Annotated in this window: 18 protein-coding genes; 9 read left to right on the forward strand and 9 right to left on the reverse strand. The window is 62.6% G+C overall.

All coding sequences use genetic code 11. The features are described 5' to 3' along the window. Positions 1-4 precede the first annotated feature (4 nt). The 8 genes from AOZ49_RS12215 (at position 5) to AOZ49_RS12250 (ending at position 4,530) form a co-directional block, all read left to right on the forward strand. Positions 5-358, forward strand: coding sequence for a contractile injection system sheath initiator (locus AOZ49_RS12215; protein ID WP_054475580.1), 354 nt, complete (start codon positions 5-7; stop codon positions 356-358). After that, on the forward strand, positions 355-1,536 hold the full coding sequence (locus AOZ49_RS12220; RefSeq protein WP_054475582.1) for a baseplate J/gp47 family protein: 1,182 nt from the start codon (positions 355-357) through the stop codon (positions 1,534-1,536). Before AOZ49_RS12215 ends, AOZ49_RS12220 begins: the two co-directional genes overlap by 4 nt. Before the next feature lies 1 nt (position 1,537). Next, positions 1,538-2,206: a DUF2612 domain-containing protein gene (locus AOZ49_RS12225; protein ID WP_054475584.1), complete on the forward strand. Its 669-nt coding sequence runs from the start codon at positions 1,538-1,540 to the stop codon at positions 2,204-2,206. A 61-nt stretch (positions 2,207-2,267) separates the two neighbouring features. Then, the gene (locus tag AOZ49_RS32965; RefSeq protein ID WP_054475586.1) at positions 2,268-3,020 is read left to right on the forward strand and encodes a gp53-like domain-containing protein; all 753 of its coding nucleotides are present in this window, start codon (positions 2,268-2,270) and stop codon (positions 3,018-3,020) included. A gap of 9 nt (positions 3,021-3,029) precedes the next feature. Next, positions 3,030-3,227: a hypothetical protein gene (locus AOZ49_RS12235; RefSeq protein WP_156355645.1), complete on the forward strand. Its 198-nt coding sequence runs from the start codon at positions 3,030-3,032 to the stop codon at positions 3,225-3,227. Positions 3,228-3,322: 95 nt separating this feature from the next. After that, on the forward strand, positions 3,323-3,766 hold the full coding sequence (locus AOZ49_RS12240; RefSeq protein ID WP_054435073.1) for a hypothetical protein: 444 nt from the start codon (positions 3,323-3,325) through the stop codon (positions 3,764-3,766). Positions 3,767-3,769: 3 nt separating this feature from the next. Next, on the forward strand, positions 3,770-4,261 hold the full coding sequence (locus AOZ49_RS12245; RefSeq protein ID WP_054475590.1) for a hypothetical protein: 492 nt from the start codon (positions 3,770-3,772) through the stop codon (positions 4,259-4,261). 2 nt (positions 4,262-4,263) lie between these two features. Next, the gene (locus AOZ49_RS12250) at positions 4,264-4,530 is read left to right on the forward strand and encodes a hypothetical protein (protein WP_054475592.1); all 267 of its coding nucleotides are present in this window, start codon (positions 4,264-4,266) and stop codon (positions 4,528-4,530) included. A 207-nt stretch (positions 4,531-4,737) separates the two neighbouring features. Here the strand turns inward: AOZ49_RS12250 and AOZ49_RS12255 are convergent, their stop codons facing one another. The 4 genes from AOZ49_RS12255 to AOZ49_RS12265 form a co-directional block, all read right to left on the reverse strand. Next, the gene (locus tag AOZ49_RS12255; protein WP_054475594.1) at positions 4,738-5,049 is read right to left on the reverse strand and encodes an STAS-like domain-containing protein; all 312 of its coding nucleotides are present in this window, start codon (positions 5,047-5,049) and stop codon (positions 4,738-4,740) included. After that, the gene (locus AOZ49_RS32505; protein WP_156355646.1) at positions 5,028-6,032 is read right to left on the reverse strand and encodes an ATP-binding protein; all 1,005 of its coding nucleotides are present in this window, start codon (positions 6,030-6,032) and stop codon (positions 5,028-5,030) included. Before AOZ49_RS32505 ends, AOZ49_RS12255 begins: the two co-directional genes overlap by 22 nt. Before the next feature lie 113 nt (positions 6,033-6,145). Beyond that, a complete protein-coding gene (locus AOZ49_RS12260; protein WP_054475596.1) occupies positions 6,146-6,439 on the reverse strand; it encodes a hypothetical protein in 294 nt (97 codons plus the stop codon). A gap of 38 nt (positions 6,440-6,477) precedes the next feature. Next, positions 6,478-7,155 (reverse strand): SOS response-associated peptidase, encoded by a 678-nt coding sequence (locus AOZ49_RS12265; RefSeq protein WP_054475598.1) that lies wholly within the window; start codon positions 7,153-7,155, stop codon positions 6,478-6,480. Positions 7,156-7,796: 641 nt separating this feature from the next. Here AOZ49_RS12265 and AOZ49_RS33960 point away from each other — a divergent pair. Further along, positions 7,797-7,922 carry a hypothetical protein gene (locus tag AOZ49_RS33960; RefSeq protein WP_006395902.1) on the forward strand — a complete coding sequence of 42 codons (126 nt, stop codon included), beginning with the start codon at positions 7,797-7,799 and terminating at the stop codon, positions 7,920-7,922. 23 nt (positions 7,923-7,945) lie between these two features. On the opposite strand, the gene AOZ49_RS12275 is transcribed toward AOZ49_RS33960, so the two are convergent. The 5 genes from AOZ49_RS12275 to AOZ49_RS12295 all read right to left on the reverse strand — a co-directional run bounded on the left by AOZ49_RS12275 (position 7,946) and on the right by AOZ49_RS12295 (position 10,535). Then, a complete protein-coding gene (locus AOZ49_RS12275) occupies positions 7,946-8,527 on the reverse strand; it encodes a hypothetical protein (RefSeq protein WP_054475601.1) in 582 nt (193 codons plus the stop codon). A gap of 5 nt (positions 8,528-8,532) precedes the next feature. Beyond that, the gene (locus tag AOZ49_RS12280) at positions 8,533-9,114 is read right to left on the reverse strand and encodes a hypothetical protein (protein WP_054475603.1); all 582 of its coding nucleotides are present in this window, start codon (positions 9,112-9,114) and stop codon (positions 8,533-8,535) included. Between the two features lie 47 nt (positions 9,115-9,161). Next, positions 9,162-9,674: a hypothetical protein gene (locus AOZ49_RS12285; RefSeq protein ID WP_054475605.1), complete on the reverse strand. Its 513-nt coding sequence runs from the start codon at positions 9,672-9,674 to the stop codon at positions 9,162-9,164. A gap of 11 nt (positions 9,675-9,685) precedes the next feature. Further along, a complete protein-coding gene (locus tag AOZ49_RS12290) occupies positions 9,686-10,045 on the reverse strand; it encodes a hypothetical protein (RefSeq protein ID WP_054429992.1) in 360 nt (119 codons plus the stop codon). 100 nt (positions 10,046-10,145) lie between these two features. Further along, a complete protein-coding gene (locus AOZ49_RS12295) occupies positions 10,146-10,535 on the reverse strand; it encodes a lysozyme inhibitor LprI family protein (RefSeq protein ID WP_054429990.1) in 390 nt (129 codons plus the stop codon). Positions 10,536-10,654 lie beyond the last annotated feature (119 nt).

The following is a 10,654-nucleotide window of genomic DNA, read 5'->3' on the forward strand; positions in this document are numbered from 1 at the left end:
AGCAATGCGATATAGACGACTGACAGCCGACGGGGATTACTCGTTTGGCCAGCAGCAGGCCGACTTTTACCGGGATTCGCCTGAGACTGTGGCCCAGGCAGTGTTGACCCGCTTGGAGCTTTTCACCGGGCAGTGGTTCCTGGACAACAGGGAGGGGACGCCATGGCGCACCGACGTGCTGGGAAAGTACACTCAGGACAGCTATGACAGCGTCATCCAGGCGCGAATTCTGGACACCCAAGGGGTCACCCAGATCGATGCTTATTCGAGCACCAGGAACGCAGATACGCGCGCGCTATCTGTCGCCGCGACTATAAGCACGGCCTACGGCCAAACAACCATCACGACGACACTATGATCACCAGCACCGCCGCGGTCATTTCCGCTACAGGCATTTCGGCGCCGTCGTATCAGGAAATCTTGGATTTCTTGAAGGCGCAGTATCAGTCGATCTTTGGTGCCGATGTCTACCTTGAGCCGGATAGCCAGGATGGCCAGTTTCTGTCGATCATTGCCATGGCGATCAACGACACGAACAATGCCGCCATTCAGGTTTTCACCTCGTTCAGCCCGTCTAGCGCCCAAGGTGCTGCGCTTTCGAGCAACGTCAAGATCAACGGTATCGCGCGCGCGGCCGCTTCGTTCTCGTCCTGCGACGTGGACATTGTCGGCCAAGCCGGCGCCATCATCACCGATGGCGTGGTGCAGGACGCCCAGCTGCAAAACCGATGGAACTTGCCCGCATCTGTGACGATTCCGCTGTCTGGTCAGATCACGGTCACTGCGAGGTGCGCAACGATTGGCTCAATCAGCGCGCCGTCGGGTTCGCTGACGAAGATCGCCACCCCGACGCGAGGTTGGCAGACGGTGATCAACCCGACGGCGGCTACGCCAGGTCAGCCCGTAGAATTTGACGCCACCTTGCGCAAGCGCCAAGCGGTTTCAGTAGCGCTTCCGTCGCGCACTGTGCTGGAAGGCACCGTCGGTGCCGTGGCATCGGTGGACGGCGTAGTGCGGTACAGGGCCTACGAGAACGATACGAATTCGACAGATTCGAACGGCATCCCGTCTCACAGCATCTCGATGGTGGTTGACGGTGGCGGCGCCATGGAAATCGCCGAGGCTATCGCAGCCAAAAAGACACCGGGAACGGGCACCTATGGCACCACGACCGAGATCGTGACGGACATCTATGGGATCGCACATCCGATTAGCTTCTTCCGCCCGACGGACGCTGCGATCACTGTCGAGGTGACGATCAAGGCCCTGACGGGCTACACCACAACCGTCGGCGATTCAATCAAGCAAGCGATCGCCGACTATGTCAATGGCTTGGAGATAGGCGGCGGCGCCAGCGGGTCGGTAGAGTGGGGTGACGCACTCTCTGTCGCGAACGCTGTTGGGGGTGGTGTGGCGTTCAAGCTGGCCGCACTCACGCTGAGTGGGCCTGGAGGAGCGGGAACGCCCGATTGCGCTCTCGCTTTCAATGAAGCCGCCAGCATGACTGCCGCCGACGTGACGCTAACGGTGACCTGACATGGCAGACGTTGAAAAGTACCTGGACCTTATTACCGCCTTCCATCGAGGAAGACCAAAATTCTCTGCCATGGTCGAAGCGGTTTCTCGGTGCTTCGTTAGCGCGCAGGAAAGCTACGGGCAGATGGTTGCCGCATACGATCTCGACCTAGCCATTGGCGTCCAACTTGATGCGGTTGGGAAGTGGGTGGGTATTTCACGCAACGTGCGAACACCACTGGAAGGGGTCTATTTTTCATTCGATATGGATGGCCTGGGCTTCGATCAAGGGGTATGGCAGGGGCCGTTTGACCCTGACAGTGGCGTGACGTCGCTGGACGACGAGACCTACCGTCTTCTAATTCGCGCAAAGATTGGTGCGAATCACTGGGGCGGCACCCTTGAAGGGTCTGCGGCCATTCTGAACCTAATCTTTGGGGGCACGGGCACTTATGTGTTCATCCAGGACAACGGGGACATGTCCATCGATATCGGTGTGTCGGGGGAACGGCCGACGGCCATCTTTCTTGCGCTGCTCACTGGCGGGTACATCCCGATCAAGCCAGAAGGCGTTCGAGTGAATTACTACATTGTCCCGGATGAAGATGGCCCATTATTTGGCTTCGATGTCGGCAATCAGTACATCGCTGGTTTCGATGTCGGGGTTTGGGGTGAAATCATACAAACATAGGAGATAGCAGTGGCTATCAATCAGATTCTTCCGTTCGGCACCGTTTCCGGCGCCAACGTGCTTGCTCCCCCCCGACTACCAGGCGCTGGGCGCCAGGCTGGGCGGCTTCTCGGCCGGCACGGCCAAATCGAAGGAACTCAACACCGTCTGGCGCCAGGCCTCGTTCGTGGCCGCCATGATCGGCCAGTACATCGCCGACAAGGCCGGCCAGGACGTGCTGGACAACGGCGACCTGACGGCGCTGCAGGCCAAGTTCGTGGCCGCGCTGGCGGCGTCGCCGGCGCTGACCGGGACGCCAACCGCACCAACGCCTGTCGTAGCGGATAACTCGACGAAGCTTGCGACCACAGCGTTTGTGCAATCCGTCGTCGCTGGCGTCGCCGCGGTTCCGGCAACAACATTGGTTTCTGGGATCTCTCGGCGCGCTACGACGCCGGAGGCTCAGGGGCTCACCAGTAGTGACACGACGCTCAGCCCCGCGTCGTTGAGAGCGGCATTTCAGGGTACTAACTATTCGGCCACGTTCAACGGATTCCAGATTCTGCCGAGTGGGATCATTGAGCAGTGGGGGGTTGTCGCGCTCGTCACGTTACCTGCGAACAGCACGTCAGATGCGGTGGTGACCTTTCCTATGGCATTCACGGCTAATGCACTGAGTATCGCTATATCCGTGGAAACGCCTGCTCCGACACAGGTTAGCTGCTCCGTGATGACGGACACATTGACCACCACTGGGGTGACGCTGCGGCGTGGGAATTCGTCCACGTCGACGCCGTGGAATGTCGTGGTCAGGTATCGAGTTATAGGGCGATAGGGGAAGAAGATGGATATGTACTACAGCGAGGAAAAGAAGGGATTCTATTCACTGGAGGTGCACGGCGAGGACGGCATGCCATCCGACGCCGTGAAACTGGCGCCAGGCGAATACGAGGCGTGGGGCGAGAGTGGCGGCGAGATTGCGGGGGTCACGCCCAATGGCGTCATCCTCATGGCAGAGCCTCGGCCGCCGGTCTCTCTCTGATCGGCTTGATTTGCAAATAGATGCCCGCTTCGGCGGGTTTTTTTTCGTCCACACAACGGGAGGCAGCAATGCGAACCCATCAAGGGAGTATTCGAATGGAACCGAGTTCCACCGGTTTGGGTGGCTTGGCGGCCTTGAAGGTCGCAATGGCTTACGGCATTCCCGCCGCGGTGGCCGCAATGCTCGGGCTGCTGATCATGCCGCCCCGCACCGCGCGGGAGTTCACCGTTCGCACCGTTTGCACGGTCGCGTGTTCCTTCATGTTTGGGCCGGCCCTGGCCGGCGCAGTCATCGCGTGGAAGCCTGGCCTGATGGATGCCATGACTTGGTTGGCCCACCATGGCGCCGGATCCGACGACGCGCTGCTGGCGAAGTTCTACGTCCTGGGGCCGAGCATGCTGCTTGCAGGTCTACCAGCGTGGTGGGTATTGGGCGCGTACATGCGGTGGATGGCGAGCATGCGTCAAAAGGGGCTTTTGGAATGGCTGGCCGAAGCGCGAGCCAAGCTGCTGGGCCTGCGGTCGGGCGGGGAGGGCTGAACAATGGATTTGAAGATGATCACCGATACCGCCCTCAACCTGGGGCTGGCGCTGCTGCCGGCGCGGATGGATACGCCCGAGGCGCGGGTGATGCTGCTGGCCATCGGCCTGCAGGAAAGCCGCTTCGTGCACCGGCGCCAGATCGGTGGACCGGCCCGCGGCTTCTGGCAGTTCGAGAAGGGTACGCGGGCGAGCCGCGGCGGCGTCTGGGGCGTGTTCCTGCACGCGGCGAGCAAGGACCACCTGGCGGCGTTGTGCAAGGCGCGCAGTGTGGCCGGCGACCCGGATGCGATCTACGGCGCGCTGGAGTATGACGACGTGCTGGCCGCCGGCGTGGCGCGGCTGCTGCTCTGGACCGATCCGAAGGCGCTGCCGCCGGTCGGCGACGCGGACGCGGCGTGGGCGCTGTACCTGCGCACCTGGCGGCCTGGACGCCCGCATACGCAGACCTGGCCGGCGCTGTATGCCCAGGCCACGGCAGCCTTGGAGGCTTGACCATGCCTGCATTCATGCAACGGACCTGGGGCTACGTCATCGCCTCGGCGGCGGCAGTTGCCGCAGTGGTGCTGGTCTACCTGCGTGGGCGCAGCGCCGGCCGCGCGGACGAGCGCCAGGAGCGTAACGACCGAATCAACGAACAGGCGGCGAAAGCCCGCCAGGAGGTGCGCAATGTGGAGGACGAAGTGGCCCGTATGGACGATGATGCTGTTTCTGATCGGCTTAAGTCTGGGTGGGTGCGCGGCCCCGGCCAGAGTGGGCGTTGAGTACTGCGACCATGCACGGCCGATCTATTTCGACTCCGCTGCGCAGGTAGACCAGACGCCGGCGTCTGTTCGGCGCCAAGTGTTGAGAGGGAACGAGTCTTGGCGCCGGCTTTGCGACAGCCGGCGGCTGCCAGGTAGGGGGCAATAGCGCGCGTAACAATCGGAGGGAAGAAAAAGGCCGCATTTGATGCGGCCTTGGGGTCCAAACTAATGTGTCGTGTCGAGGGGCCGATTTCTCTTTTCAACCTCGAATGCAAAGCGCGACCTGATCATGTCGTTGATCTGTGCGTTCGTATCAACGAACCGCAAGCGCCCTTTGATTGTGGTGAACGGAAGATCCTTGAGCAGCGCAATCAACGCCGAATTGACGAAGGAAGACGGCACCGAGTCGACTCCATAGAAGGAAACGGTCACCGATTCGTCACTGCGCAGGGCGCGTAGGACGACATCATGTATGACCTGACCATCCGCACTGTTGTAGCACTGATCGACGTGCTCTAGAACTCGGATAGTTCCCATTCGAATTTCTCCTCAGTTTCATCGGGTACGAATTGAGCCGTGTCCAAGGTGACATAGATCAAGGTTCCTGGGTAGAAGCCTCTGGCGGCTCGCCCCGTTCTCTTGACGACGCCAACTCGTTCCCTTACGCAAGAGTATATCCCCGAACCTGAATGAATGATGACAGAGCCGCCGTTACGAGCCACAACGTTGGTGATCAAAACGTGCAGCCCCGCACCCATGTTGCGCGGTGTGGTCTGCGTCGTGAAACCTTGCTGGCAGGCCATGGCGATCGCGCCTTGGTCTGTCCCAATTTCCATCTTCGACCGGACATTTTTTGGGATTCCGACGCCAATGTCAGAGATGCAAATAGTGATTTGCTTCGCTGCCCTATCAAAGTACGCGCAACTACACCCTACGTTGACTGAAGAGTGATCTTCAATGTTGTTGAAGATTTCTTCGAAGCACACCTTGATGGTAGCCAGCGCCCGATCCTCCACCTTGAGGACCGACCCTAACCAAGGGACTAATTCGCTTAGTAGGTAGCTCGCGCTCCGACTGTACTCCACAAGACGCAATGGTGCGTGCGGAGCATTCCGTTTCGTTCCTACTGACGCACCTCCACAATACTGGGCAACGAAGCCGGAGCCTTCCAGGAACGGTGCGGCTTTGCAACCCGCCACGCCTGTGAAGTTGACTTTGACCCCTGCCTTGCGAGATGCCTCGATCATATTGCTAAGAGTGGCAACTCCACCCACCTGGATCTGCTCAAGCTTGCTGAAGTCGAGCAGGATATGTGAGTGTCGGCAGTCCTCGCCTTGGTCTAGCATCGCATCAATCAACGAGTACATTGTGTCTCGAGTGAAGGTGCGAGGCAGAGTTAGACGCGCAGCTTGACGGCGGTTCAGCAACTTCCAAATCATCGTTTGCTCTATGGGGGCCTCGCTGCATGGGCGAGTTTCGGTCGGCGAAATGCCGCGATGTTGACCGGCGGAATTACGCATTTTGTCACATTTGCTCTGTTGTTGTCATTGTTGCTGGCAGCTCGGGGTGCGCCGGGCGGGCATTAACTTTTCCCCATACCTGTGGCATCGACCGCAAGGGACTAAGTGCTTGTCTAGCGTGGCCCCAACCCCTTGCGCAGTGTGTGCGGCTCTTCCAGTAGCTCCGCCGTCATCTGGTCGCGCTCGATAACACAGGGTTCTGCGGCCAGACTTGCCATCAGGTCGTCGTAGATCTCACCCATGAGGCTTGCCGGCCGCTTCAGGTCGCCGGACACCTGATGCAGACGCAGTAGGGCCGAGCGCAGCCGTTTGACCTCCCACAGAAGGGCGATCACATCGGGATTCCATGGCTGGCGTTCACGGATGGCGCGCAGCTGCTCGGCGGATAAGGGGTCTTTGAACGGCATAGCGGAAAACACTGTATTTATATCCAGTATATTCCGCTTTAAATGGGGTCGATTGCATCGGGCAACTTGTACTTGGAATTGCCCACTTCCTGACGTACTGGGTGCCAGGTAAAGGCGGTTTCGGGCAGCGCTTGCGAGAGCAGCGCGACCGCCTGCGCGGTGGGCAGGTCGGGGTCGATCCATTTCAGCGCCAGGTCGGAAGGGAGCGCGACCGCTCTACGGTCGTGGATGTCGACCATGCCTCCCGCGGTGTCGTTGGTGACGATAGCGAAGCCGTGAGCCTCGTCTTTCTCGGCGCCTGGCTTCCAGTCGCTCAGGCCAGCGAAGAACAGGGGGGCATTGTCCTTCGCGTGTATGAAGTAGGGTTGCTTGGGGGGGGGCTTGGGGCCGTCACCTAGCGGCTTCCATTCATACCAGCCATCCGCCGGCACGAGGATCCGCCCGCGCCCGAGAAGCATCTTCCACGGCCACGCGCCGGCCAGGATCTTGTCCAGGCGGGCATTCGACATCAGGTACTTGGAATTGTTGGGGCGCCATCCCCATGGCAGGCGTTCGACTTCGAACTCGCCGGCAAGCTGGTGCATTGCCAGCGGCTGCCTGCCAGGCGGGATGTTGTAGTCCGGCCCGGCCGGGTCGGAGAAGATCCGGCGGGGATTGGGGAATAGGCGCTCCACGTAGTCCATGGGGCCTGACTTCTGGACGATGCGACCGCACATGATGCGCTCCTGACCAGGGGGAAGGTCCAGTATAGGTTCGGCGCTCAGATCCCAAACGAAAAAAGGCGGAAGGGCTCATGGCCCTCCCGCCTGAATGACAGCTTACGGACAACATGAGGCCGCAAAGCCGCATGAACATTGGATTGCGTAGGGGTTCGAGTCCCCTCCTTCGCACCAACCCTATTCGGATGGTGATTGGCGCCGCGCCGACACTGTCCCACGACCCCGAGACATGCTTGTGTCTCGGGGTTTTTTCATTTTGCTCCCTTTGGAATGTCCTTATTAATCAAGTGGTTGATCAATCGGTTGATTAATCTTGATGGGGCGGAAGGGTTGAATGCCGCCGGAGCGGCACGGCGGCCGACAGAGGCAGGATAGGCCCCGGACTAACGTGTCTGTTCCGCAGCGTCTGTACCGCAGCGTCTGTACCGTATTTCCCTCGCTTGTTATAAAGAGGCCTCAGGCTTTTCTTGTCGAGCGAGGGTAAATTGTTGTCGATTCAATCACTTGGCCGCGGCGCATTGATGTTGTTGCTTGCCGGGCTCGCAGCAGGCTGTTCTTCCTCCTCCCCCCTGAATGTCTGGTCGGCGCCGGCGTCGTCATCCGGTCCCGATTCGTCGCGCGTCAGCCTCGAATGCCGGGTGAGCCGCAGCAGCTGCCTGTATGACGGCAAGTACGAAGTGGGCGAGCGCGATTACGCCGAGGACGAGGCCAAGCGCCTGAACCGCGCCGAATTGGACAGACTGCGCCGCGCCGCCGGCAATTGATGGGACATGATGGCCGGCGCGGCCTAGCGCGCCGCGGCGTGCAGCCGGATGCGGAACGTCGCCTGCGGATCGTTGAAGGCGCTGGCGCTGTCGGCGCCGATGTCGATGCGCGCGTTGCCGGCGTTGGCGTATGACTTGTTCGAAAAGTGCTTCACCACGTCGCGGCCGGCGGCGATGTCGGCCAGGTGGATCGCCGGACTGAAGTCGACCTGCCCATGGCGCAGATCGGCGGCCACGCCGACCAGCGCCCAATGGCATACCCCCTGGCCGTAATAGTCCTCGTCGCGGAAGCGGTCGAGCAGGATCTCGGCGCGATAGCCGCCATCGGCGGCGGGCTCGAACGCGACGGGCACGCGTTGCTCCGGAACGACCGTGGCGCCGGTGACGGCGGTCAGAGGCACGCAGTCCGGATTCTCGACCCGGTAGTCGGCGTGGCCGTCGATGCGCTCGAAGGGGCCCGGCGCGCCTTCGATGCGCACGCTCAGGTCCACCCGCTGGCGCGCTTGCGGATCGGGCTGCGCCACGACGTTCGCGGCCAGCGCGCAGGCCGGAGCCGACAGCGCCGCAAGCAGCGGCAGGACATACGGAACGAGGCGGCGCGTCATGGCGTTCAGCGGGCCGGCTTGGCGGGGGCCAGCGTTTCGTACTGGTCGATCTGGCCGACGTCGACCCAGCCGGCCGCGCAGTCGCCCTGGTAGTCGCCCGCCTTGGTGCGTTCGCAGGCCTGGCCGCGCTTGGCCTGTTTCCATTCCACCGGCAGGTCGGCGTCCTTGCACAGGTCATTGCCGCGGCACGCGGGCACGCTGGCGGTGGGCACGGCGATCACGTAGTGGCGCTGTTCCTCGCCCTTGCGCACCATGGCGGGAATGCAGACGAACTGGCGATCCATCACGTGGGCCACAACCTTGCCCTGGCCGTCGACGCGGTCATTCAAATCAACGCCGCCGTCGGCGGCGATCGAGCCGAACGCGGCGCCTTCGCCGCAGTTGTCCAGGTACATCACGGTGTAGCCGTCGGCGCTGCATTGCGCGCCGTTGCTGCCGGCGGCGTGGCACTCGATTTTCGAGGCGGGCGTCATGGCGGACAGCTTGGCCTGTGCGGTGGCGACGGAGGTGGCGGGAGCGGCCAGGGCGGCGCCGGCGCAGAGGCTGGCGGCCAGGGCGGCGAACAGGCGGGGCAGGGAGATCGTCATGGGTGTTTCCATTGGGTGATTGGAGAACAGGGTGGGGCAGGCATGGATCAGGTGGCGGCGGTGGCGGGGGCTTGCGGCTTGCCGTAAAACACCCGCGCGCAGGCCGCGCCGCTTATCAGTCCGGGCAGGCCGCCCAGGAACAGCGGAAAGCTCAGCTCGGGCAGGGTGTAGTCGCGCACCGCAAAGCCCAGCAGGAAAACGAAGGCGTAGAGACCGCCCAGCAACCCTGGCCAGCAATACGAGCGCCATGACACGGCGGCGGGGCGGCAGGCGCCCGCCACCAGGCCGCACAGCAGCGCGGGCACGCCGCCGTACAGGTATGACCAGGGCACCAGGAAGATCGACGTGAACAGCGCCTCGACGCTTATCGTGGAGATGGCCATGAACAGCGCGAAGACCAGGGTGCCTATCGGCGGCCCGAGCGCGGCGAACAGGGCGGCGCCGGCGGCGGCCGAGCGGGCCATGTCGCCGCGCGTCTTGCCGGCGGGCCGGCGCACGATGCGCCACGTCAGCACGCCCAGCGACGCGGCGGCCAGTACACATACGGATAACAGCAGCACAGCGTGGTTTCTTATGCGTCGGTGGGTTTGTTGGGAAACAGGTTCAGCGACAGGATGGCGTCGGGATACGTCGCCAGCAGCATGCCGGACAGGTGGCCATGCAGGGCGCCGAACAGCGGCCAGGTCAGCGCTTCGCTGCCGGGCAGCAGGTCCAGCAGCATCAGTTGGCCGGTGCGCACGGTGCCGACGAAGTAGGCGCGTTCGTCATGCTGGCCGGTGGGCGTGGCGCGGTAGATCTTGGTGGCGCGGCCGCTGTCGTCCTTGCGCCAGCTGTTGCCGCTGGTGGTGGTGCGGGCGTTGATGGGGGCGATGTCCGCCTGGATGGTTTCCCAAAGGGTGCGGGCGTTGGCGGCGTATACGACGATGGTCATGGCGGGCGCTGTCCTGTGCGAAAAACGGGGAACGCGAGGCCGAGCACCGCAAAGTTACCAATCCCGCCGCGACACGGCAAGCGCCGGCGCGTCGTGCCGTTCAGTCGCCCGCCAGTTCCCGCAGTTCGGCGGCGCGGCTGATATTGAGCAGCATCGGGCAGTACTCGTACATGGGCGAGCCGACATGCGCCCCGGCCAGGTCGCACTGGCCGTTGCGATAGACCAGCCAGGCCTTCTGGGTCTGTTCCAGCTTGGCCGCGTCTTGCGGGAAATCGCTGGCCAGGCGCGCCTGGATCCGCGCGTAGAGCGCGTTGATTTCCCGCTTGGCGGCCGCCGAGACGCCTTCCGCGCAGGCGCCCACGGTGCCGTTGTTGGTGACGCCCGCGTCGCGCAGGCAGCGGTCGTACTGGCCCATGTAGTCCGGCGTGGAGGCGCCCAGTGCCAGGGCGGGAGAGAGCAGCAGGGAGAGCGCGAGGGCGTGTCGGATCATGGCGGCGTGGATTGGAAAAATGGGCAACGCGCACCGGGATATCTGCGCGTGGGCCAAGCATACCGCCAGTCGCCCATCGGCGTTTTCCTGGCCGGCGCCGCGCCATGCCCAGGGGGGGG

The sequence above is a fragment of the Achromobacter sp. 2789STDY5608615 genome, assembly GCF_001298995.1.
In the GTDB taxonomy this organism is placed as follows: domain Bacteria; phylum Pseudomonadota; class Gammaproteobacteria; order Burkholderiales; family Burkholderiaceae_B; genus Achromobacter; species Achromobacter insuavis.